This window comes from Blastococcus sp. SYSU DS0973 (assembly GCF_054051055.1).
On the sequence record NZ_JBJHAN010000005.1, the window covers coordinates 81,561 to 105,821 of the forward strand.

14 protein-coding genes and 1 pseudogene are annotated in these 24,261 nt (G+C 67.8%); 4 read left to right on the plus strand and 11 right to left on the minus strand.

Annotation, left to right across the window (positions count from 1 at the left end; all coding sequences use genetic code 11):
- Positions 1 to 386 precede the first annotated feature (386 nt).
- The 5 genes from drmC to drmD all read right to left on the minus strand — a co-directional run bounded on the left by drmC (position 387) and on the right by drmD (position 13,879).
- Positions 387 to 1,112 (minus strand): DISARM system phospholipase D-like protein DrmC, encoded by a 726-nt coding sequence (drmC, locus tag ACI791_RS10620; RefSeq protein ID WP_456586017.1) that lies wholly within the window; start codon positions 1,110 to 1,112, stop codon positions 387 to 389.
- The gene (drmB, locus tag ACI791_RS10625; protein WP_456586018.1) at positions 1,109 to 3,196 is read right to left on the minus strand and encodes a DrmB family protein; all 2,088 of its coding nucleotides are present in this window, start codon (positions 3,194 to 3,196) and stop codon (positions 1,109 to 1,111) included. Before drmB ends, drmC begins: the two co-directional genes overlap by 4 nt.
- The gene (gene drmA, locus ACI791_RS10630; protein ID WP_456586019.1) at positions 3,193 to 6,888 is read right to left on the minus strand and encodes a DISARM system helicase DrmA; all 3,696 of its coding nucleotides are present in this window, start codon (positions 6,886 to 6,888) and stop codon (positions 3,193 to 3,195) included. The genes drmB and drmA overlap by 4 nt, the downstream gene beginning before the upstream one ends.
- A gap of 128 nt (positions 6,889 to 7,016) precedes the next feature.
- Positions 7,017 to 10,730, minus strand: a complete 3,714-nt coding sequence (locus ACI791_RS10635; protein WP_456586020.1) for an Eco57I restriction-modification methylase domain-containing protein — start codon at positions 10,728 to 10,730, stop codon at positions 7,017 to 7,019.
- Positions 10,727 to 13,879 (minus strand): DISARM system SNF2-like helicase DrmD, encoded by a 3,153-nt coding sequence (gene drmD / locus ACI791_RS10640; RefSeq protein ID WP_456586021.1) that lies wholly within the window; start codon positions 13,877 to 13,879, stop codon positions 10,727 to 10,729. Before drmD ends, ACI791_RS10635 begins: the two co-directional genes overlap by 4 nt.
- A gap of 160 nt (positions 13,880 to 14,039) precedes the next feature.
- Here drmD and ACI791_RS10645 point away from each other — a divergent pair, with 160 nt between their 5' ends.
- Entirely contained in the window at positions 14,040 to 14,447 is a 408-nt protein-coding gene (locus ACI791_RS10645) for a very short patch repair endonuclease (protein WP_456586022.1), read from the plus strand.
- Here ACI791_RS10645 and ACI791_RS10650 read toward each other — a convergent pair.
- Positions 14,436 to 15,596 (minus strand): DNA cytosine methyltransferase, encoded by a 1,161-nt coding sequence (locus ACI791_RS10650; RefSeq protein WP_456586023.1) that lies wholly within the window; start codon positions 15,594 to 15,596, stop codon positions 14,436 to 14,438. The genes ACI791_RS10645 and ACI791_RS10650 overlap by 12 nt on opposite strands.
- A 166-nt stretch (positions 15,597 to 15,762) precedes the next feature.
- Here ACI791_RS10650 and ACI791_RS10655 point away from each other — a divergent pair.
- The 3 genes and pseudogenes from ACI791_RS10655 to ACI791_RS10665 form a co-directional block, all read left to right on the plus strand.
- Positions 15,763 to 15,912: pseudogene (locus tag ACI791_RS10655) on the plus strand (helix-turn-helix domain-containing protein); the annotation flags it as partial.
- Complete coding sequence (locus ACI791_RS10660) at positions 15,888 to 16,727, plus strand: IS481 family transposase (RefSeq protein ID WP_456586024.1); 840 nt, start codon at positions 15,888 to 15,890, stop codon at positions 16,725 to 16,727. The pseudogene ACI791_RS10655 and the gene ACI791_RS10660, both read left to right, overlap by 25 nt.
- Before the next feature lie 105 nt (positions 16,728 to 16,832).
- Positions 16,833 to 17,753, plus strand: a complete 921-nt coding sequence (locus tag ACI791_RS10665) for an HNH endonuclease (protein WP_456586025.1) — start codon at positions 16,833 to 16,835, stop codon at positions 17,751 to 17,753.
- A 25-nt stretch (positions 17,754 to 17,778) separates the two neighbouring features.
- Here ACI791_RS10665 and ACI791_RS10670 read toward each other — a convergent pair whose 3' ends face one another.
- The 5 genes from ACI791_RS10670 to ACI791_RS10690 form a co-directional block, all read right to left on the minus strand.
- Positions 17,779 to 18,885: a hypothetical protein gene (locus tag ACI791_RS10670; RefSeq protein WP_456586026.1), complete on the minus strand. Its 1,107-nt coding sequence runs from the start codon at positions 18,883 to 18,885 to the stop codon at positions 17,779 to 17,781.
- A 7-nt stretch (positions 18,886 to 18,892) separates the two neighbouring features.
- Entirely contained in the window at positions 18,893 to 19,978 is a 1,086-nt protein-coding gene (locus tag ACI791_RS10675; RefSeq protein WP_456586027.1) for an endonuclease NucS domain-containing protein, read from the minus strand.
- A 93-nt stretch (positions 19,979 to 20,071) separates the two neighbouring features.
- Positions 20,072 to 20,560 carry an enoyl-CoA hydratase-related protein gene (locus tag ACI791_RS10680; RefSeq protein WP_456586028.1) on the minus strand — a complete coding sequence of 163 codons (489 nt, stop codon included), beginning with the start codon at positions 20,558 to 20,560 and terminating at the stop codon, positions 20,072 to 20,074.
- Positions 20,518 to 20,817, minus strand: a complete 300-nt coding sequence (locus tag ACI791_RS10685; RefSeq protein ID WP_456586029.1) for an enoyl-CoA hydratase/isomerase family protein — start codon at positions 20,815 to 20,817, stop codon at positions 20,518 to 20,520. Before ACI791_RS10685 ends, ACI791_RS10680 begins: the two co-directional genes overlap by 43 nt.
- A gap of 105 nt (positions 20,818 to 20,922) precedes the next feature.
- On the minus strand, positions 20,923 to 24,204 hold the full coding sequence (locus ACI791_RS10690) for a TM0106 family RecB-like putative nuclease (RefSeq protein ID WP_456586030.1): 3,282 nt from the start codon (positions 24,202 to 24,204) through the stop codon (positions 20,923 to 20,925).
- Positions 24,205 to 24,261 lie beyond the last annotated feature (57 nt).

Here is a 24,261-nt window from a genome sequence, read left to right on the forward strand (position 1 = left end):
AGCACCCGCCGGACCACAGGCACCACGACCCCGTCGTAGCGCGCGCCGATGCTGCACACCGCGTCGAGTACGCACGCAGAGAGACTCGCCCAACGCTGCTCGCGAGGGCGAGGGCCGAGCGCTGCCACGCGCTCGGCGACGGCAGTCACCACGTCCTCCGATGGGGGGACGCGGAAGAGCGTCGTCGACGTCATCGTCCAGTGCTTCCCGTCTCGTTGCCGCGCTCGCTACCGGCCTCGGGGCACCATGACATCCCCCGAACGACAGTTCAGAGCAGCTAGATGGTTCAGCATCACCGCGCATGCCCCCGCCCTATTAGCACCCTCTGAGGTTCCATAAGCCTCGCGAGGGCAGCCGCGCGGCTACACGACCTCCTATCGCGAGGATCAAGCCAGGTCTCGAAGATTGCCGGCCGCCAACAGGTCCGCGAATCGCCGAGTTATCTGGCTCGCGAAAGCCGCGTCTTCAATCAGCACTCCGGCCTCCAGGTTCAGCTCCACGGCGGCGTAGGAGAGGTTGGCACTGGTGACCAGGGCGGCGCGGTCGTCGATCACCAAGACCTTCGAGTGCTGCATCCGCGGTTGTCCGGTCTCTGGATCGCAGTAGCCCAGGACCCTGGCTCGGGGAACCGCCCCCCGGATCGCCTCGGCGCAATCGCGACGCTGACTCACATCGCAGACGACGGTGATGCTCAAGCGCCGCTGCGCCGCGCGCCTCAACGCCTGAACGAACGGGGCGGTCGCCGTGCCGGAGTACGTGGAGGCGAGGACTGACTCCTCAGCTTCGTCGATCAGACGGACGATGGCGGCCGTCGTCCTCACCGATTCACCGGGTAGCTGCGCTCCGCTCCAGACCAGCGTTGGTGGCAACGGCGTCCTCTCGACGGTCGACGCGATGACACGCAGGGTTGCAGCCACTGCTTCCCGACTGCCGAACGCGCTCAACACTGCGGCCACGTGCTCTTCGGCCACCTCACGCTTGTGTGAAGCAAGGGTCCGCACCGCACGTCGGGCCACGCCGTCAATCGCCAGGCTGTCTGCCACCCTCCGGAGCTCGGTAGGAAGAAGGAGCTCGCTCAGGGGCTCCAGCTTCGCCAGGCCCGCTGCCGTCACGTCGTCAGACCGTCGAGCAGCCCACTGACCCCCAGGATGCCCGCCTGATTTCCGAAGAGGGTCAACACGAACCTGCGGTCCAGGAACCTGTTGGCGTTGTCGCAGGAGGTCTCCGAGAGAAAGGTGCAGAAATGGCACGCGGCACCGTGGAGGAAGTCCTCCTGCCCACGCGGCACCCGGTGGGAGCAGACGGGATCGGAGGAACAGCGCGACGCCCGCGTCAGGGAACGCGTGACGAGTCGCTCCATCGCCTGCCGCGCGGACTGTTCCACGAGGCCGCCCAGCGTCCCATCGCTGTCCGGGGAGGTCGTGGAGATGAGGAATCCAGCCGCGGGTTCGTGATCGTCACTTCCGCGCCACGCGTAGATTCGCTCGCTGAGCGAGGCTGAACCGTAGCCGGCATCGAGCGCCATCTGACGGATGACCAGATGGGCGAGGGTGTGGATGGCCCAGTAGCGAGGGGGCTCCAGCCGGCTGTCCGGATCAGTGACGGAAGCGGAACTGCTCGTGCGCCGCTTCACGTTCCGGCGGTGCGCCTCCTTATGGGCATCCCAGAGCGCGGAGTCGAGGACCGCCTTCTCCCAGGGGCCGACGACGTCCTCGCGAAGGCGGAGGAACACTCCTTCCCCGTGATCCTCGGTCGCCGGGACCCAACGCGGCTGCTTGCGCGCCAACGGAGCCAGACGCTCTGGTGCGTCCCCGATGCGGTCGAAGGCATCGACTCGCGTGAAGCCGACGAACGCGTTCACCTTCTTCAACCGGTCGACGGCCGCAACCGTCTCGATGGCCGGAGTCAGGTTCGTAGCGACCTCTACATCCCGGATCCGGAAGTCGCTCTCACGGGCGTGCTTGGCGAAGTCCGCGGGCCGAATGAGTGTTCGCCACTCTGGCGCCCGCAGTTCGATCGGGCTGTAAGGCGTCGTGCGACCGTTGTCCTCGACTCCCTCAGCGGCGAGTTGGAGCGCCTCCCAGACGACCGCGTCAGAGACGTCCGACAGATCGAGGCCGTTCTTGAGGACGAACATCTTGAACATCGGTACGACGGCCTCGGTGGTCGCCATCGCCCGCACCTCAGCCGAGACGCCTTGCAGCCGAGCAGCGACGTCGACCGCCTTCAGCTCCTTGCTCTCCGGAACGACCAGGAGGCTGATCGTGGCCGGGAACCACTGGTTGGCCGCGCCCAGCAGCATGAGCTTGGTCTCGGCCGTGCACTTCTCGAACGTCCCGAGGTGGGGATGACGCCCTCGGCAGTGCGGCATCCGTTCGGCCCCCGCCGTCCCGGTGAGTTCGCGCATGCTTCGCGTCGATCCGCAAGCGACACAAGTGACACGCACCTCGGGACCGATGTTGCTGCGCCACTCGAGCATCCGCAGCCTCGTGGCGGGGTTCGCCACCCCGGGCGTCTTGTCACAGGTCCAGGTCCCGCCGTGCGAGCCGTGGACGAAAGCGGTGTACGGGAACTCGTCCAGGTGACCATTGATGCACGCCACGAGATATCTCGCCGGCACAGCCACGCTCTCGCGCGGCTTGCCCTTGCCGTTGCGGCCTCTGCACTGCTTGTGTACGAAACGGGCTTGGTCGGGACGCATGCCGATCGTGTTGAGGAAAGTGAAGACGCCGCCCTCCCCCTCGAACGGAGCGAGACGATCGCACCCCGTGCACCGCAGCCATCGAGGAAAGGCAACGGCCGGGACGCCCAGCCTCGGCACCTCGCGGGGCCCTACTTCCTGCTGTGGTGGGCGCCGCAGTTCCCGGATCTGACGGCCAAGCTGTGCCTTCACGGCCTCGACGAGCCGGGGCTCGAAGATCTGGAGGGCTCCACCCATCTGCGCGTACGCCCGCTCCCAGGCGTCGAGGCCCTGCGGCATGACGGCGATGTGCGGCAAGTCCACAGACGCCCCGATTCCGGCGGTGTAGAGCAGAGCTGTCGGCCGCACAGAGCCGACGCGGCCGAAGTTCTTCGGCTTCACCTGGTCTTGGTGCTCGAACGGATCGACGATCTCCGCCGTGGCGACGTAGGTCGCCGAGGTGTCGGGCTCGCCTGCGCTCTCGGTGCCAGGGGTCGTGGCGGCTGCCTCGCTCATGCGTCCATCTCCACAGGGAAGACCCACGCTGGCGCACCCGGCGGGTCGGGCTCCGCGATGCGGTCACCGTACGAACGGACGACCAGGCTGATCTCCGGCTGGACCTCGCGCATCGAGTTGGCAACCCGCAAGTAGACGTCGTCGCCGAATGCAGGGCCCTCCTCGGGGCTAACCAGGAGGCCTCCCGCCCCCGTGTAGTCGATGTCTGGCACGGCCTTCGCCTTCTTGTACCAAGCGTCGAGTCGACGAGTGAGCTTGTTCTTGATCTCCTGCACGCGGTCGTCGGCATCGGAGCCAGCCGCTCGCCGGGCGATGACCTCGACCAGGTTCTGAAGGGTGCTGAACCGCGAAGTGATGCTCCACGCGCCCGCTTGCGGGGAGTACGAGGGCGTCCGGCCAACATCCAGGACACGAGCGATCGAGACGAGCACACCCGTGAGACCGCGTTCTAGGGAACTGTCCGAGTAGGGAGTGACCGACAGAGCTTCCACGTGGGCGTAGAACGTCCGGTGATCGTGCTCGAACTGCTCGTAGTGCGCCATGTCTCGCGGACGGGAGCGGTTGGCGAGCGTGACCACGAGCCCCGGCTTGTCCGAGACGCGTCCCACACGGGAGGAGGCCTGGATGTACTCAGCCGTGTTCTTGGGCTGCCCGACGACGAGCATGAGACCCAGACGCCCGACGTCGACCCCGACCTGGAGCATCGACGTAGCGAGGACGACGTCGTAGGGCCGCTCCCCCGCGCGCTTGGGAACCGCCTTGTCCGCCTTCCGGAGAGCGGCGTGCTTGTTGTGCGCCTGCGTCGTGTCCCAGTTCGCGTCGAATGGAGCGGAGAGCCGGTCGAGGGTCTTGGTGATGTCCGTCGAAGAGACGCGCGAGGTCAGCTCGCCGATCTCGAGCCCCCAGGTACCGCGACGCGGGTAGCCACTGGTCTTGTCCGGGTTGGTGATCCGGGTCGTGACGTCGTCGTCCAGGTATCGGCGCATGCCAGCCAGTTCACGAGTGGCGCTGAAGTAGCCGACGAGCGTCATGTACGGGTCAGCGACGTCGCCGTGTTGGTCGAACAACTTCTGCCCAGCCAGCAGGAGGATCTCGCTGACGCGGATCTCAGCGAGGGTCAGTTTGGCTCCGTGCGCGCAGACACCGAGATAACGCCGGCCGGGGTGCTCGGCCGAGACGGGCACTTCCTTCGAGAAGTACGTGTCGGAGACGTCGAGGACCTGCGGAGGGAAGATCTCGACGCCTCGTCCGTACAGACGAAGCACCTGATTCTCGGCGTTCCGGCTGGTCGCCGTCGATGCGACGACCAGCGGGCGGACTGGATCGGCAGTTGCGACGTCGGTGCCTCGTTGCCAACTGCACAGCGTGTCGACTGCCACCTCGAACAGCCCGACTGCGGTGCCGAGCGCGCCCGTGATGAGGTGCAGCTCGTCCTGGATCACCAGGTCCGGAGGACGAAGGCGTCCGGCGGCTTGGACCGTCACCTTGGGCAGGACGCCGCTCGTGTTGTGGCTCGTGCCGGTACAGACGGCCACCGGTGTGTCCGGGTGACGGTAGCCATGACGGGGACAGCGCTGTGCGACATGCCCGAAGAGGCTCGCTGCCTGACCCTCACGAGCGATGCGGGCGAACTTGTCGACCGTCGCCAACAGGAAGCTTGGTGGATACCGGTAGATCTCCTCGTCGACGGTGAGGACCGGCAGACCATCCTCGACGGTGCCGCCTTCGGCGAAGGGGCATTCCGCGCCGAGCTTTGCACCGCAGTGGACGAGCACACGACGCCGGGCTTTGTCGAGACGAATGTGCTGCTTGGGCGAGATGGGCGACCCGCACCACGGGCAGCGCTGGAGCTGGAGCACCGTGATGCCGTACGGGCGGCCCTCGGTGGCCACCGCGGCGCTGATCTGCTCCTCAGCCTCGGTGAATGACTTCGGACTGACGTTGCTACCTACCCACAGTCCGATCCTGAAGGGCTCCGTCCCCCAAGTCTGGGGGTCTTCGCGACGGACCAGCTCGGCGGCGCAGACGAGCGCCGTGGCGCGCTGGAACTGCTGAGTGGTGAGCAGGCGCAGGGTGTACCGCATGAGCACCGCGACACCATCGCCACCGTCCAGCGGCCCATCCGGAGCCTCGACCACGCCTTGAAGCCGTCGGATCGCGAAGGTGTACGCCGCGAGCCCGAGATAAGCCTCTGTCTTACCGCCGCCAGTCGGGAAGAAGAGCAGCTCCGCCCGGGCTGCCTCGCTGCTTCGTCGAGGGGACGTCGGATCCGTCAGGGCCGGCAGTTGCATGAGGATGAAGCCGATCTGGAAGTGACGCCATGACGCTGCACCCTCCCCCCTCGCCGCCACCTTGCTGGTCGCGGCGGCGATGCTGAGAGCGGCATCCTCGGCCCGGGCCTGGCCCACCTGACTGTGCACTCGCTGGTCGGCCATGACTCGGTTCATGAACTGGAAGGCGCGGAAGACGTCAGGATTCGAGCCGAGGAGTGCGAGCCCTTCCTCGAGCCGGTCCGCGGCCGTTCCCGCGTCCTCGATGGCAATCTCCGCGATCTCAAGGAGGTGTTGCGGGAGCTTGGCCGCGTCAGACTTCCGGAGCTCGAGCCACTCCCTGTAGCCGGCCAATAGAGGCGACAGCCCGTCAACGACCTCGGCCTGAGATGCCGACGCGAGCCGCGTCATCGAGAGAAGCGTGCCTTCGACGCCTGAGGCAATCGTCTGCGGGATCTCTGCCTCCGGAACCCAGGTGGTTCTGACACGGTTGGCCGTGCGGGAGCCGTCGGCTAGATCTCGACGCCACAGACCTTCAGGGGAAGGAGGGAGCGTGCTCCAGGTCGCAGAGCACGTCCTGCCGACGGCGAACTCGAGGCGATCCCGGTAGAGCAGCTCCAGTCGCTGCTCCTCGTCATCCAGTCCTGGGGCCAAGGCATTCAGCGGGTCGTGGATCGAAAGGAACGCGTTGCTGCCATCTGCGGCGGCGACCTCAAGCTCCGCCTGGAAGAGCCATTGGCGCGGGGGCAGGTTCCCGTCGGTCACCCGTCGGTTTTGCAGCGCCACCTCGACGATGAGGGTCCCATCGCCGTCGGCCAACACCTCGACGCTGACGGATACCTCTACGGACCCAGCGTGCTCCAGGACCGGTAGGTCGAGGTCGGCACCGGGCAAGAGCTGGCTAGCAGGCACCGAGACGCGGTGCTCATGGGGGGTTCGGTCGTAATAGGTGCGCGTGCGGCCGTCCTCGTCCATCTCCCGGCGAGCGGCGTAGGACCCCCAGCGTGCGACGAGCGTGAGCCCAGGGCCATCGGGGGCGATGCGGAATCGCAGCCCGATCGAGGAGGGCGCGATCAGCTTCGACGCCGGCCCCTTGTCGTCAGCCTCCTCTGGATCGTCCGACTCCGTCACATCGAGGTCCGGAGCTTCTGGGACTCCTGGGCTCCCCTCGTCGACCTCGGTGATCAATGGCGCCTCTACCGCTCGCAGATCCGCCACGTCGGTAGCCAACGAGAGACGAGGGGCCTCCACTGGCGCAGCCGTGTCAACTTTCACCGGAGCAAGGGCCCCCGCCAGATACCGACCACGTGGATTGCCAATAACTGTCTCTACAGGCCCTCCCCAGGGCCCAACAAGGTCCGCGACCAGTAGTCGATGCAACTCGTCTCTCACATCTGCCGACGAGACGGAATCGTTACCCATTCGGCCTCCACCGCCTTCCCCATCGCCAACACCCCATTTGACGGGATGCCGCGTCTCACTCTGACTACGCAAGAGCCTGCTCCATCAATTGAGCGGGCCCTACCGACGTGGGCGACCCCATTCATCGACTAGCGACTTCTATAGTCCCCATCAGGCCAGGCCGCCAGCACGTCTCGCTCTTCCGCCGAAAGCTCGTACGCATCGGCAACTAAGGCTTCGAGCTTTCTCAAGGCTGCGACATCCATCGGGTCGTCTACAAGCGCATCCACCACCTCGGCTATCGCCGGGAGAACTGCAACGTTTGACGGAGCAGGGTACTTGCGCAGATGCCCGATCTTCATCTGTGGCATTCCTTCACGGGCGTCACGAAAGCTGAGATAATGGAACCATCGCAGTACTCGCGAATTCAATAGCCCCAGAAGTACCGACGCGGTCCACGGTGCCTGGCCGAACACGCCGATGACTGAATTGCGAAAGTTTACACCCGAAGCAGGTGCTGCAATCGGAAAGCGAGCCGTCTGGCGAATCAGGACATCCGCGGCCTTCTGCTGTGCATCCCGACCCGAAAGCAAGTCGGCCGGGATGTGAAGCCGAGCCACCGGGACGCTGAATGGCTGAATGTCTTTTCCGGCGATGATAGGCACACGCCCGAGACCCTCGGCGCCAAGCAGCCGCCTCGTCTCGGCACTGGTCTGGAACCCGACCTCACGAAATAGCCCTGCGGGGAGGGGCGGCAGGGAGGAAAGGTGGCGCATGAGCCCGTGATCCTCGAGCTCGTCTGCATCGTCGTCCCGCAGATCCCAAGCGCGCGCGGAAGAAGTGCCACTCCTATCGGCACGGGCGGAAAATCTCATACACGGCATGAAGACCCGCCGAAATCGTCCGTCCCCATAAGTTGCCATAGGGAGCCGCAACTCGGCAATTGACGTCACAGCTGCCCTAGTAGGGGCGTACCCGTCGAGATCAGCGACGGATGTCGGTATCACGAGGTCGACAAAGCCACCAGGCCGAGCCAAGCTGCATGCTCGCTCGATGAACATCGAATGCGTTGTGCGGTAGCCGGCAAAACTACGATAAGTGGACGCGAAGAGCTGTCGAAGGTTTGGATTCATCGGGGCCGCGGCACGACCAGCATGAGCAACCCAAGGGGGGTTGCCGACGACGGCATCGAAGCCACCGCGTTCCACAACAACGTCTGGTATCTCCACCACCCAGTGAAGTGGCCTCCAGCCACCCCAGTCGTTCGTCGCGACGTCCTGCAACGTGTGCAGGATCTTGGCGAGCATGCCTTGATCAGCGAGGTCAGGTTTATCGGGGAACGCCTGCGCCGTGGCCAGATCGAGTTCCACGTAGGCGGCCCGCCCTCGACTACTGCCGGACAGGGCCGCGGCAATCACGCCATCCGCGATGACTCGCAGGGTTCGATTGTTCTCGTCAAGCTCGCGCACAAGTGTTCGCTTTGCCCGTGCTGAACGCATAGGATCTTCCTCGGAAACAACATTCGCGAGACCCTCGCGGATTTGACTTGCGCGTCGAATGATTGACTCAACGTCAACCCTCAGGCCCGCATTATCCGAATGGCCCACTTCAGGATCCAACCGCAAGCCTTGCAGCTGATCCAGATCGGTCAGTCCAAGTATCGAGCTACCGCACAGGATCTTGTCGTCTACGAACGAGAACGGTCGGGCAGGATCGAGAGACACCAGCCAAAGCGAAAGCTTGCACATTTCAATGGCCATCGGATCTATGTCCGCGCCGTAGAGACAATGGGCAACGACCTCCCGAACAGCATCGAGCCGCCGACGCTGGCGGTCGACCGCTCCGAGGTCATCGTGTGCGCCCCCTTCGCGCTCCCACGCATCAAGGAGCCGGTCGGCGAGGTATCGCGCGGCGGCTACCAAGAAGGCACCCGAGCCCACTGCAATGTCGGCAACCTTGAGACCGAGCAGCGCAGCCGATGAGATCGGAACCCAAGCCGTGCTGTCATCCGTTTCGAGCGGGCCAGGCGAGTAAACGAGCGGCTCCAGAGCGTGCCGGACTACTTCCTCAGCAAGTGCGCGCGGCGTGTAGTGCGTCCCGGAAGTTGCCCGCGAGCGAATTTCGATAACGAGCAGGCCGCCGGCCGGGACTACATAAGGGAGGCCTTGCGGATCGAGGCGCATTAGGCGGTAGTAGCCGATAAGCTCGTCGACCAAAGCGCCATCACCGACCACCGGCCGAAGCTTCCGGCGAGCCTCGTCCTGAACTGCGTTGTCGCCGCTCTCGACATACGCCCTCGCGAGCTGACGCGCTGTGCGACTCTTGGCCGCCGGCTGGTGCTCTTTGACCCAGGCGACTAGACGCTCGGCGAAATCGTCCGGGTCCTCCTCCGCAAGGTCATTGAGCTCGTGGAGCGCCTCGAGTGCCACCTCGGGCTCGGACCCGCCCTCTGGGCCTTGGAGGCCGACGACGACCTCATCGGTATACCGAGCGGAGTAGCCGAGCAGTCCCTCGTAGACGTAGCCGATCTGCTCGACGTCCAGCTCACGGAAGGAGACCTGGCGGTCCTCTCCGTTGACGTCGACGTGCTGGACCGACCGGAGAACGTGGAACATGACCCGGTCGTCGACGAGAACCTGCAGGCCGCCGGTGGCTTCGTCGGTCGACGTGAGCCAGGGGAATCGGTCCGGGTCGAAGAGCGAGCCACCGTAGGCCGGCATCCGAAGGTCCTCAAACGTCGCCCCGTCGTACAGGGCACGACTCGTCGCGAGCAGGCGGTGCCAAGTGTCGTACGTCGACGCAAGCGCCTCCTCCCCCTGCACGCCGACCGCGTGGCGGCGTCGCTCGTCGAGACGATCGAAGACGTCGGAGATGCCGTACGCCTCGCGATAGAGCTGTTGCGTCGGGAGCAGCTCGTTCGCCTCGGCGAAGAGGAGGAATACGATGCGCATCATCGAGGTGACGGCAGCGTCGTAGACCTCGTGCGCGTTGGCCGGTAGAGGCGACACCGAGCCAGCGGCGAGGGCGCGCAGATGGGACGCGGAGAAGGACTGGACGAGGAGCTCCACGGACGCGCGGACCTGGTTGCCCAGTGCGTCGGTGATCTCCTCCGCGCTCGCCACGCTGGCCTCGAACAGTGCGTCGAGTCGTCGCTCCCGGGCTCCGCCGGCGAGGGATGTCAGCCGGGCCAGTGCCCAGAAGGCGTCGCGCATGTCGGGTTCTTCACGGAACAGTGCTCCGTCGAAGATTCCGGATCCCGTGCCGCCTTGGGCGTTCTGCCAGACGAGTGACCACCAGCGTCCGTCGGTCACGATGGCCACGGGAGCTCGGGTGCCGCCGTTCTCGCCGGAGGCTCGGAGCAGCGCCGCACCGCGGTCGATGCTGCTCGCCGTCCATCCATCGGCACCCGGCGCGGCGAGATCCTCGGTCGGCTCGACGACCAGTACGAGAGCCGCGCGAGCACCCCCCGCGTCGAGCGCACCCGAACTCTGGACCGTCACCGAAGCATCCAGGTTCGTCGCAGTGACGGCTGCGTCCGGATCCGTCCGGTAGTACTCCCCCCACTCCAAGACGTCAGTCACGAAGGTCTGGACCCAGGCATCGCGCTGGCCGAGATACCGGGACGATGTCTCGACGTCCGTGCGGTTCTCGGCGCGCATCCACTCAGTCCAGGCTTTCTCCCAGTCGCCGAAGCCGGACCGGAACGCCTCGCGGACGTCGTCGACGGCGTCGTCGGGCCGTGCCAGTCCAGCCGGGAACTGAGCCTTCAGCGCGGGTCGGGACAGGAACGGCCCCTCCGTCAGCACGAGCTCAAGCCATGCGAACAGGTCTTCCGTACGACGACGTGGCCGACGCTGCCTCACGCTGCCACCTCCGCATCACCAGGGGTGAGGGCGAGGACGAGTGCACCGATGAAGACGTGCGGCACAGGACGCGCATAGCGCGCTCGCACGGCTACCTGCTCGCGCGAACGCTCCTCGGCCAGGACGTCGAGGCGGCGCTGCACCTCACGGATGTCGCGACGCCGCTGCGCAGCGCTCCCATCCGGCTCGAAGAGCGTTTCCTCCGCCTCACGAGCCTCTCGTTCCATGCGGGCCATGGAGCGCGTGAGGGTCTGCTCGAAACGCTGGAAAGTTCCATCCACTCGTGACAGGTCAGACTTTAGGCGGGCGTCGAGATTTGTCACCAACTCGCGCACACGGCGTTCAGTGCGCACGCCTACCGAGCGCTCGACGCGGCCTCGCAGGCCCTCGGGCTCGTCCGCCTCTGCATTCCAGCGCTGGACGATTGCCCGCAGAACTGGCGCCGGCACAGGCATTAGGTGGTCACCGTCCAAGGTGGCGGCCAGGAGTTCTTCGGACAACTCCCCGCCGAGCTCCTGCCGTCGACGCAACCGGGTTCCTGCCAGGAAGACCTCTTCGTGCAGTCGGACACCGCTCGCCCCCACGAGGACCAGCCGCGCGACTGCAGCAGCGAACGAGTCCTGCAGCTCCGGGACGACCACCGCCGTCACTCTGTGGATCGACGGGACCGGTTGCCAGAGCTCCTGGCGCAGCGTGCGGGTGGCGTGCTGGACCAGCGGATGGCCGAGGTGGGTGTGCACGATGTCCGTCCGGCCATCCAGGACGGCGTCGGCGTCGAACGTGATGGGCCGACGCTTCCCGGTCAGGGGGTCGTCGAGATCCGTTGTCGCGAGCTGCCACGTCGGTCCGACGCTCCGGGGCACCTCGAAAACCGCAGCATCGCTGCGGTCGTCACCCACCTCCACCAGCTGCGGCTGGTGCTGCAGGGACAACGCGGTGTCGACGACCCGACGGACGTTCGCGGGGTGGAGGTGGAGTCGATCGCGGACGGCGCCGAGTTCACCGGCGATCCGCGTCAGCTCACCGGAGAGCCGCCGTTCGCCCTTGAGCATGTCGTTGACGGCCTTCTGCGAAGCGTTCGCGGCCGCGCGGGCGGGGCGAGCCACACGGCCGAGGAGCTGACGCTCGATGTCTGGCGCGAGCACCGGATTGGCAGATCCGAGGTCTGCCCGGACGTTCTGCATCTTGTCCGTGAGGCGCTTCAGGAGGTCCATGTCCCGTGCGAGGGCGGAGGCCCCACCTTCAGCGGGGACGAAGTGCCATGCGACGGGAGTCTCGGTCTGCCCGTAGCGGTCGATCCGGCCGATGCGCTGCTCGAGGCGGTTCGGATTGAACGGCACGTCGAAGTTGACCAAGCGATGGCAGTAGCGCTGCAGGTCGATTCCTTCGCCAGCCGCGTCCGTGGCGAGCAGGATGCGGACCGGATGTTCCGACGGGTCGGCGTTGAACCGGCGGCGGATGTCCTCACGGTCCTCTTGAGGCGTCTGCCCATGGATCACCGCGAGCCGGCTGGAGTCGTAGCCGACTCCCTCGAGTACAGCCTGGATCCACTCGAGCGTGTCCACGTACTCGGTGAAGACGACGACACGCTCGTTGAACCACGTCCCATCGGGTCTGGTGACAGCGTCCAGGAACGTCATCAACGTTCGGAGACGTGAGTCCGGGGAGGCCTCGTAACCCTCCCCCCACGAGATCAGGGCTTCGAGGTCATCCGCGTCTCGCTGGGCCAGATCAGGCAGTGCTCGTCGCGTGTCGAGCAGTGTGTCCAGCTCGAGTTGAGAGGCGCGGCCCTCCTCGTCGTCGGAGGCGTTCTCCCCCATGACGTCGTCATAGTCCGGGAGCTCTGGCTCACGGCCGTCTCGCCTCGCCTCCAGGTAGGCGCTGGCTGTCTTGGCGAACGCCCAGGGCGAGGACAGGAAACGCTTTTTGAGCAGGAGCGCCGCGATGTCAGATGCGTTCGACTGCCCAGCGCGGGCGGCCCGCTCCCGCCGTTCGATGAGCTCGATCAGTCGTTGGTAGTGCTCAGCCTCGTCCTCGTTCGGCGCGAAGGGCAGCGCTCTCACCTCGCGCTGGTGGAAGCGCTCGTCGTGCAAGTCCGTCTTGAGCCGGCGAACCGCCACCTCGCCCAGGGCGACACGGTCGATCTCGGCGCCGCGAGCGAAGCGGTGGTCGTCCACCATCTCCAGCAGTGCGGTGAAGGATTCCTGGTACCCGTTGTGAGGGGTCGCGCTGAGGAAGAGGCGGTGTTCGGACATGCGAGCGAGCTCCCGCACAGCCAGAGTCCGCTGGGAGTCCACCGCGTAGACGCGCTTCTCGGAACTCCGCTGCGGTGCCGACGGCGCGACGTGGTGCGCCTCGTCGACGACGAGGACGTCGAATGCGAACCCGTCCGTCGCGGGTCGCTGGCGAGCGACGTCGAACGCTGCCTGGAGGAGGCGTTGCGCACGAGCAGTCGGCAACCAGGACATCGAGACGATCACTCGCGGGAACAGGACGAACGGGTTCGCGTGGACGCCGTACTGCCGGCGGACATCGCGCATGCTTTCCGAGCTGATCGCTTCGAACGAGAGACCGAACTTCTCCGCCATCTCGTCGCGCCACTTGAGCACGAGGCCAGCAGGGCAGACGACGATCACCGTGCGCGCGCGGTGACGGAGCAACAGCTCTTGGACGACCAGACCGGCCTCGATCGTCTTACCGAGACCGACATCATCTGCGAGCAGCAGGTTCGTGCGTGGCGCCGCCAGAGCACGACGCAAGGGTTCGAGCTGGTACGGCTCCACCGTCGCTCCACTGCGGAACGGTGCCTGGTACGCCGAAGGGTCGGCCGAGGTGACCGCTCCCCAGCGGAGGGCGTCGACGAAGGCCGCGAGGGTCGCAGGCTCGTCGATCTCCTCGACGCCCAGGGTGTGGGGCAGACCCTGTTCGGGGACGAGATTGGTTCCGCTCTCGATCTCCCAGACCACACGCAGCTCGTCGCCGAACCGGTCGTCACCCATCGCCTGGAGCGCGACCGCGTGCTGGAGATCTGCCGCCCCGTCGTCAGCCGAAGAGCGCGGAAGACCTTGGGCTGTCACGTCGGTGACGACCCATCGGGCCCCCCGCACGTCGACGAGCTGGCCCACCTCGGGTAGCGGTGCAGCAGTCAAGGGTGATCGCACTCCTTCACGAATCGTGTCTGAACACTAACTTCGTGCTGCCGGAGATCTGTGCTTGACGCACGGAGATCCGCCTGCCGCGTGACAGCCTGGACGCGTGCCTGCCAGAACGCCCCAGCCAGGTCCCCATCCGGGGTCATCTAGTGCCGAGATGTCGCGGCGCATGGGCGCGGTGAAGAAGCGTGACAACGAACCGGAGATGGCCGTCCGCCGACTGCTGCACGCCGCCGGCCTGCGCTACCGAGTGGCCTGGCCGGTTCCAGGCCAACGCCGGCGGACGATCGACATCGCCTTCACGCGCGCACGTCTCGCCGTCTTCGTCGACGGATGCTTCTGGCACGGCTGCCCTCTGCACGCGACGTCGCCGAAGGCCAACACAGCCTGGTGGGTCGAGAAGATCTCGACCAACCGAGCCCGCGACGCGGACGTGACCTCGCAGCTCGAGGACATGAGCTGGACGGTGCTGCGCTTCTGGGAGCACGAGACGCCGGAGGACGTCGTATCGACCATCGTCGAGCGGCTCACATCATCCGAAGGCGCGTCGAGGTCAGGGCGCTGACTGGGCCACGTGCTCGTCGAGCGCCGACATGAAGTCCCCCGAGTACCGGAGGTTGCTGCGCCGGAGTCGGTCACGGAAGCCCTTCGTCGCTCTGTGCGACAGGGGCTCCTGGCCGTGTGTCCGGAGGACGTCAGCCAGGTGCTGGTACTCAGGTGCGGGAGATCGTGGCCACTCGGACGCCTGGACGTCCCACCTCTGCCCTCCGAGGTGGCAGGCGGCCTTCGGCCAGACGCCGCCGTCCACGTGCGCTGTCGTCTCGAGGGTGCCCGCCGTATCGCCGGCGGCGAGCAGCCCTTCCCCGATCCACCGCGCCACCGGGACGCTGACGGCGTTGCCCACCAGCTTCCACCGGTCGCGCGTCGGCGCGTTCGCGGTCCATCCGGCAGGAAACCCCTGGAGCACCTCCGCCGCTTCGATCGACGGCCGCACGATGCGCATGCCCGGCTCGTTGTCGCACATCCACACCGCCGGCGGGCTGGGGATGCTGACGGTCGTGGAGCCCTTCAACGTCGGCACGGCGTCGATCGCCCACCCGACGCCGCGGTTGCCCTCGGTCCAGTAGAAGCCGTAGGCACTGTCACGTGCGGCTCCGGAGGCTGCGCCGTCCGGCTCCTCGGACGGTGCGTCGCCCCGGAACAGGACGGCTGCCGGGTCGTGCATGGCGGATGCAAGCAAGTACACGCGCTTGCGGCGCTGGGGCAGCCCGAAGGAGCGGGAGTCGATGGTGCGGTAGGCCCACGCATAGCCAGCGGACTCCAGGGATGCGGTGATCTCCCGGATCGCCGCCCCCCGACCGAGCCGGAGCATGTTCGGCACGTTCTCGATGAGCACCCATTCGGGACGCGATGTCCGGAGGAGCTGGAGCACGTGGCGGATGAGGCCGGAGGCCAGCCCTTCCAGACCTGACGTGCGGCCCGCCTGCGACAGGTCAGTGCAGGGGAAGCCGGCCGTGACGATCGTGGCGTCGCGCAGGTCCCGGAGCCCGATGACGTCGCCGTTCAGGTCGGCGTCCTCGAAGTGGTCGGCCAGAACAGCCCTCGCGGATGGCCACCACTCGTACAGCTCGGACGGCTCGTCGATGCCTGCCTGCTGCAGCCCGAGCTCCATCCCGCCGATCCCGGCGAACAGTCCGAGGATCGAGTGCGCCACGGCGAGAAGCCTCCCACGGTCACTTCGATCTGCGCTGGTTCGGCACACGCGACTAGCTGTAGCGACCACGGACGTTGTTGGCAGTCGGCGTGGTGGCTTGATCACGAAGGAGACCTCCGGAAGGAGTGGTGGTGCTTGACGTCACCATTGCCAACCGGAGGTCTCTGTGGCCCACGCTAACGCCCGCACGACCCTGTATGCCCGCAAGCTGATAGTCGCCCGTGTCCGAGCAGGTCACCGCCCCGGCGAGGTCGCCAAGCAGCTCGGCATCAGCCGGCAGACGGTCTACAAGTGGGTGTATGCTCGCGCACTGAGGGCGAGGCCGGGCTGTTCGACCGCTCCTCCCGGCCGCATCGGTCGCCTCGGAAGACATCGCCAGAGACGACAGCGGCGATCGTGGCTGCCCGCGTCGAGCACCACGCTGGGCCGCTGCGGCTGGCGGCGATCCTGGGACTGGCGGCTTCTACGATCGGCGTGGTGATCGCCCGTGCCGGACTGCCCCGGCTGGCCGAGGTGGACCGGCTCACCGGCGAGTTGCTGCGCGGCCGGCGGCACAGCGACCGCCGGTATGAGCGCGAGCGCCCCGGGGACCTGCTGCACGTCGACGTCATGAAGCTCGGCCGGATCCCCGACGGCGGCGGCTGGCGAGTTCACGGCCGGCAGGCCACCGTCGGCCACCGGCACAAGCCGGTGCCCATCGGCTTCGACTACGTGCACGTGGCCATCGACGACCACTCCCGACTGGCCTACGTCGAGGTGCTGCCCGACGAGCGGGTGGATGCCTGCGCCGGGTTCCTGCGCCGCGCAGCAACCTGGTTCGCCGCCCATGACGTCACCGTCGAGCGGGTCCTAACCGACAACGCGATGAGCTACCGCCGCGGCAACGCCTGGGCCGCCGCCTGCGCCGAGCTGGGCCTCGGCCGCCGGTTCATCCAGCCCGGCCGACCGTGGACCAACGGCAAGGCCGAGCGGTTCAACCGCACCCTGCGCACCGAGTGGGCCTACGCCACCGCCTGGACCAGCAACGACCAGCGCACCGCCGCGCTGGACAGCTGGCTGGAGCACTACAACACTGCCCGCAGCCACTCCGCCCTCGGAGGTCGCCCGCCGATCAGCCGCCTCGCCGCGTGAACAACGTCCCTGGTCGCGACAACTAGCCCTTCGGCTCCGGGGTTCGCGGACGCCTCCCCGGCGCTCCTCGTTGCTGAACACGTCAGATCAGTAGAAGCTCCGCCCGTGACCGGAGTTGCCTCGGAGCAGTACGTCAGAGCAGCCGCCCTCGACTGGTTGAGCAGCGTGTCGCTCGACGGGACCATCCCGGTCACCCGCGCCCAGCTGCGAGACGACTTCCGCGTCGGTGGTGACCGCTTCCCGCTGGTCGACGCGGGCCGCGGGATCCGCCGGCCGAAGGGATGGTCGGCGGCGCTGAGCATCCTGACCGCGGCGCCGGAAGGCGCTCCGTCCCGGCCCTATGACGACTCCGAGGGCGCGGACGGGCTGCACCGGTACAAGCTCCGGCGGGACCAGCGAGGCGCCGCGGAGAACGAAGGGCTGCGTCGCGCCATGCTCGAGCAGGCGCCGCTGATGTGGTTCTACGGCATCCGGCCCGGGATCTTCCAAGCGATCTTCCCCGTCTACCTGATCGGGGAAGAGCCCGAGCACTCGCAGTTCGTCATGGCGCTGACCGAGGAACAGCGTCAGGTCCAGCCAGGCAGTCGCGTCGAGGAGACCCTGCGGAAGTACCTCATGACGATGACCCGCCGACGCCTCCACCAGCCGGTCTTCGCCAGTCAGGTGATGGTTGCCTACGAAACTCGCTGCGCCGTCTGCTCCCTCAATCATCGGGAGCTCCTGGACGCCGCACACATCACCCCGGACTCAGACCCGCACGGAGCAGCAGTCACCAGCAATGGGCTCGCACTCTGCAAGCTGCACCATGCTGCCTACGACAGAAACATCCTCGGCATCCGGCCCGACTACACCGTCGAGATCCACCACCGCCTGCTCGACGAGATCGACGGCCCGATGCTCCGACATGGCCTCCAGGACCACCACGGGCGAACGCTGATGCAGATTCCCACCCGCCGTGCGGATCGCCCGGACACGGATCGACTGATGGACCGCTACCAACACTTCCTCGCTACGCGCCGTCCGTAGTGTGGTGCTCGAAGCCAAGAGCTGGTCAGGTACTAGCCTGGTCGCCGAGCAGCTCATCCAGAGCTTCGACGATCACGTCCTTGGCGCCCGGGGCAGTCAGCGATGTCTCAGGTATGGAAGGTCGCTTCGCGTACCCGCGAACGGCCAGATCCGCGTACAGCGGGGTCACGCCTGGAAGCACCCGCAGTCGCTCAGCGAGTCGCTCCACCGCCTCGATAGGTAGCCCTGCCCCCCGGCGATGGATCCAGTCGAAGTTCATTGCCAGTACGCTGCGCCCTTCCGGGGCCGTGGAAATACTCCACACAGGGACGTCGATCCCGTGCGTTGAGAACCAGGCCGTGACGGACGGGTGCGCGCCTTCCCCCCAGTACCAGCGCGAGAAGAGCGGGTGGCTGCGACCGTGTTCGTAGACGGCGGTGAGTACCTCCGCCGCAACTGGGCCACTGTGGTCGGCGATCGCCGACAGCAACTCTTGTTCGTTCCAGCGACGCCGGGAGCCTTCTGTCGCCTTGCGGCGAATGCCCTCCTGGCCGTAGACGGCGGGGACGAGCACCTCGACGCCTTCGTGCCCCATGTAGGTCAACTCGAGCGCGAGCACTTCGAACTCTGGCCGTGTCCGGTCGTTGAGGAACTCGATGATGCGCTTCAGCTCGTCGGTGATCGCGTCTACTGCGATGACCAGGCGCATGGCGCCCGAGGCAAGGTTCCGGGTCACCGTCTCGCGCAACGACTCCGGGTCGAAGTCCCCGCCCGAAGCGTCCGCCCGTCCCCCGAGGACCTCCACCAACGATCTGCCCGCCCGAGCACGGAATGCCTCGTCGAGCTCGGCGTATGACATACGCCAGATGCCGGATGCATAGGCCAATGTCTGGCCGACGACGCTTCGCCTGATCTCCGGGTTCGCACGCAGCTTGACCTCTACCACGGTGAGCTCACCGGTCAGGCTGACTGCGAGAAGATCCATGGGGCCTGTACCGGGCACGTACAACTGGCTCACGACCGCCAACGGCGAGCCGTCTCCGCCGGGGAGGAGCTCGGGCGAATCCAGCAGCATTGTCTCGAGAGCCGCCTCGTCGGTGTAGCTCGTGACCGTCGGTCGCTCCCACGAGCCTCCAGGCGTGCGGATGAGCACAGTCCCGTCACTCCCCCAAGTCGAACGCGGTCGCCAACTGCTCGAGCGTAAAGCGGTTGCGGAGCTTGCAAGCACTGTTCTGGTTGGCAAACATGCCCTTCACCCAATAGGCATCCGACCGCGGGCGGGTTCGCTCCCACGTCACCGGGACGACGTACTCCCGGTGTTCCTCCCCGTTCGGGCGAGGCGGGTGCTGGTAGGCAGCCGCGAGCGGCTGGTCGGCCAGCTTCACGAGTTCCCCTTCGAGATCCACGACGGCATCCTCGAAAGGTCGCGCCTCTCCGGCTACTGTGCCGACACCCACGTACCCGGTCCCCGGGATGCATGCGAAGACCCGCGCGCCGATCGGCAGCTTGCGCAACGTCCGGGAGAACCACTCGGCGCCACCGGCGGAGACGAATCCGTAGCGGCTCGCGTCGTCCCAGCTCCGATTGCCGCTCTCCTCGCCGAAGCTGACATACCAGTCCTGTTCGTTCCACGCCTCCTTCGTGCCTCCCCGCCCGGCGCCACCCTTCCTCGCCGGTGTCCGTGCCTCGTCCATCAGCCACGTCCGAGCCAGGTAGGCGCGCTCCCCGTCGTCGAAGTACCGGAAGAAGACGACGTTGATGGGCACGCTGAAGTCGGACAGATAGGCGATGATCCGCTCGGTGGCCGGGTCGACATCACCGGCGACCACGGTCAACCGGTGACCATCGTTGAGTTCTTCCGGCACATCGGCAGAGAAGGTGTCGGTCCACTCCTGCTCGAAAGCCACGCCGGGCTTGTAGTTGGCGAAGATGTCGAGTACTTGCTCGTGGCTCAAACTCCGCACCCATGAGCCGTAATCGAGCAACTGGGCTACGACCTCGCGTGGGGTTCGGTCCCGTTTGAGCTCGAGGACGTGCAGAGCGCCCTCGTCATCGATGGCCAGCAGATCGATGAACTTGCCGAAGTCCGTCGGTACCTGTCGACCGATGAGCAACAGCGGCGTACCGAGGATCGTGGGATCCGCCTCGATCATCGTCTCGAGCTGGGATTCGAGGGGGACGCCCGTCGCTGGAACCTTTACTGGCTTGCCTTCGTCGATGCGCCAAAGGCCTACTTCCAAGGGCACTGCATGCTCCTCATCGGCTTTCGCTAGAAGGTCGTCGGCTATCGGATGGCACGCTCGCGGAGGTCGCCCTGACTGACCTCTGCCGGGGCGGACTCAGCCAGCCGAGCGGCGCATGGACCACATCTGGGCCGGGCGCTCAGACTGCATGGCGACGTCCCACGGGATCGCGCCGGTGACGACCTCCTTGCGGAAGTTGCTCACCGCGATCCGTGCCAGCTCGGGATCAGCGGCGACGCGGGCCGCCAGCTCCCGCGCCCGGTCCTCCACCGCGGCGTCATCCAGCGCCTCCCAGGCCAGCCCGAGCTCCACGGCCTTCGCGCCGTTGATCTCCTCGCCGAACAGCGCCATCGCCGCCGCGGCCTCGCGGCCGATCAGCCGCGACAGGATGACGAAGTGCCCGCCGCCCGGGTGCATGCCACGCTTGAGGAAGCCGGCCAGCAGCCGCGCATCCCGCGCGATGATCCGCAGGTCGGTCGCCAGCAGCATGTTCATGCCGGCACCCACCGCCGAGCCACGCACCGCCGCCACCGTCGGCACCTTCACCTGGCCGAGCCGGTAGAAGGAGTCGTAGATCTTCCCCATGCCCTCGTAGGATCCGCGGCTGCCGGATCCTTGCCGGCCGAGGTCAGCGTGGCCACGTCGCCACCCGCGCAGAAGGACTTGCCGACACCGCGGATGACCAGCGCGCCGACCTCCGGCTTGGCGTCCACCTCGTCGAACGTGGCGATCAGCTCGTCGGCCATCCCGGGCGTCAGCGCGTTGCGCCGGTCAGGCGCGTTCAGCGTCACGATCGCGACGCCGTCGTCCACCTCGAGCTGAACCTCACCGGTGCCGGCCACGAGCCCACCTCTCCACCGAGCAGACCGGCTCCAGCGCCGACCCGCGACAACACCTGACAGGCATCACACCACGGGCCCGCACCGGCCCGCGCATCGCGGTCGGGATCAGACCACCGCCGCCGACTCCACCAGGCGGCACAGGGCGTTCACCCGCCGCAGCTGCTCCGGCGTCCGCACCGGCGCGTCGAGCACCAGCGGGCTCAGCACCACGACCGCCAGCGCCTGCGCCCGCGACACGGCCACGTTGAGCCGGTTCAGGTCGTAGAGGAACGACACGCCCCGCGGTGCGTCGTCGGCGCTGGTGCTCGTCATCGAGTACAGGACCACCGGTGCCTCCTGCCCCTGGAACTTGTCCACGGTGCCGACCCGCGCCCCGTCCGGCAGCGCCACCTTGATCAGCGCGACCTGGGCGTTGTACGGCGCCACGACCAGCACGTCCGCCGGCCCGATCGGCGCCTCCTCCCCCAGGTGGTTGCGCCACGTCGAGCCCTGCACCGACCGCCACAGCCGCGCGACGGCGTCGGCCTCCTGCCGGCACTTGTCCGCCGCCGTCAGCGCGTGATCGACCGGGTGCACCCGCAAGCCGCTGCCGGACAGGGGCCCCTCCCCCAGGATCGCCACCCGCTCGCGCCCGTCCGCCGCCTCCAGCCGGCCCTCGTAGGCCAGGTCCGACACGAACGCCGTCAGCGAAGGGTGCATCCGGTACGAGCGGTCCAGGAAGACACCGCGGTCGGCCGGGATGGTCGCGTGGCCGTCGAGCAGGTGCTCGAGCGCCGACGCCCCGGAGCCGCCCGGGTGCATCGCCTGGGTGGGCTGGGCCAGCTGCTGCGGATCGCCGAGCAGCACCATCGACCGCGCGCCTCGTGCGACCGCGACGGCGTTGGCCAGCGAGAACTGCCCCGCCTCGTCGACCACCAGCACGTCCACGGCCTCCGCCACGTCGGCCCGGGTCCAGAACCACGCCGTCCCGCCGACCAGCCGCGCGTCGCCGTCCGCCAGCGCCCGCGCCACGAAGGCGTTGTCCTTCGACCACGCGACCCCGTCCGCGCCGCAGTGCTGGTGCTCCTCGCACTTCTGCAGCGCCGGCCGACCCACTGCCTTGAGCAGGTTGCCGATGACCGCGTGGGACGTCGCGGTCACGCCCACCTTCTTCCCGGCGTCCAGCAGCTCCCGGATCAGCGCAGCCGCGGCCGTCGTCTTGCCGCTGCCCGGCGGCCCCTGAATCGCCAGCACCTCGCCGTCCAGCGCCAGTCCGAGCCGCACGATCGCCGCCGTCGTCGTCTCGCCCTCACGCAGCTGCGTTCCCGCGGGAACGCGGCGCTCGACCAGCGCCTGTCCGAGGCAGTCCCGGCCGGCGAGCACGTCCTCGCCGGTGTCCGCGATCGCCGCCCGAAGGCCGGCGGTGTTGAGCGGCCCGCCGGGCCCGAGCCCGCGCGGTCGCGGCGGCTCGGCGGCCGTCGTCTTCAGCACCAACCGCCCGGCCGCGGCGTCCAACTCGAAGACCGTCCCGACCTTCTTCGCGGTGTCCACGTCGAGCGCCTCGTCACCGGCGGAAAGTCTCGTGTCCTGCACCGGGAACGAGTACTCGTAGAGGTGGCTCCGCTTGTCGGGCCCCAGGTACTGCACAAACGTCAGCCCGCCCAGCGCCGCCCCGTCCCGCTCCAGCTCCTCGGCGTCGAGGTCCTGCAGGCGGTAGACCTCCCACCAGGCCGGCCGGTCCTCGCGGCGGTGCCAGCCGACGAGGTCGCCCAGCGACTCGTGCCCGGCCGCGTGCAGCCGGTCGGTCAGCTCCTGCTCGGCGGCCTGCGCCTCGGTCACCTTCGCGTCCGGCGCCACCACCGAGACCACTGGTCGCGGTCTCGGCCCGTGCAGCGCCTCCAGCTCGGCGCGCTGCTGCTCCAGCCACTCGTGCAGCTCACGGGTCGAGTCGACGTCGTCCTTGTTGTAGGCCTCGATGCCGTCCAGTCGCGCCTGGTCGCCGTCTTCCAGCCAGGCCTCGTACTCCAGGACGCTGCCCAGGGCGCTCGCCACCGCTCCCTCGTGCGACCGCCCGTAGAACGCCTCGACCTTCTTGATCGAGTACGACTCCTTGCTGATCCGCATCGACTGCCGGACGACGGGATAGAGGTCGACGAACCGCTCCTCGCGCAGCAGCTGGTCCAGCTCCGCCTCGCGGACGCCGTAGCCGCCCGTCAGCCGCTTGAGGGCGGTCACCTCGTAGGGCGCGTAGTGGTAGACGTGCATCGCAGAGTCGGCCTGCACCGCCGAGACGATCCGGTCGACGAGGTCGGCGACCAGCTGCTTCTCCGCGGGCCGGTTATGCGCCCACAGCGCGGTGAACCCGCCCGACCGGTTGCCGACGCCGGCGAGGTACTCGATGCCCGCACCGTCCTCGAACCAGGGGTCGCCCTCGAAGTCGAGGTACAGGTCGCCGGCGCTCGGCGGCGGCAGCCGGAGCAGCCCCAGGCCGTCGACCGGGTCGAGCAGCGTCCGCGACGCCACGCCCGTCGTCCGCTCTTTCAGCTGCTCGGCCGCCTGCTGCTGCAGCCGGGTGCGCGCGTCTGCACCGATGCCCGAGGCCGCGAGCTGCTCCGGTGACGCGGTGGCCAGCGCCGCCAGCGTCCCGATGCCGACCGCACGCAGGGCGTCGCGGTGGTCGCCGCGCATGCCGGCGACCAGACCGAGGTCGTCGGCCTCCCGCAGCTCGTCGTCGCAGCGCGACGCCCACCGGCACTGGCCGCAGTAGGCGACCGGCGCGGGCGTGGTGGCAGGCGGCGCGGCCACGAAAGTCTCCAGCCGGGCCCGCGCGCGGCGGGCGTACGCCGCGACGTCGACCAACCGCCACGGGCGCGACTCGCCGTCGCCGGTGACGACGGAGATCCATTCCGGCGCCGCGCCCTGCAGCACGGTGAGCCGCTCGGCGTAGGTGGCCATCTGCAGCAGCGCGGCGACCTTCAGCTTCCGGGCGAGCTTGGTGTCGGCGATCTCGTACGACCAGCCGCCGAAGAGCGACGGCACCTCGACGCGGAGCAGGAAGTCGGCCTGCCCGCCCCAGGCGCCGTCGAAGAAGGTCCCCTGGTAGACGACGTCGACGCCGGAGCGCATCGCCTCGACCGTCGCGGCCTCGGCCTCCCGGCGGCCGTCGGCACCGGAGGCGGCCGCGATCTCGGTGACCGTCCGACCGGCCGCGACCAGCGACGCCAGGTACTTCCGCTCGTGCTCGAGCCCGCGGTCGAAGACTAACTGCACCTCCTCCGACGTCGGAGCCGCCGGCGCGGCCCACTCCCCCGCAGCCACCCCGAGCTCCAGCCGCGTCAGGTGCCGGCACTCCTGGTGGTGCGTCAGATCGGTCGGGCTGAGCACCAGCCGTCCGTCGAGTCGCTGCATCGCCCCGTGCCTCCCCGTGCCCCCGTCGCCGGCAGCCTGCCGGACGGCCCCGCCTCG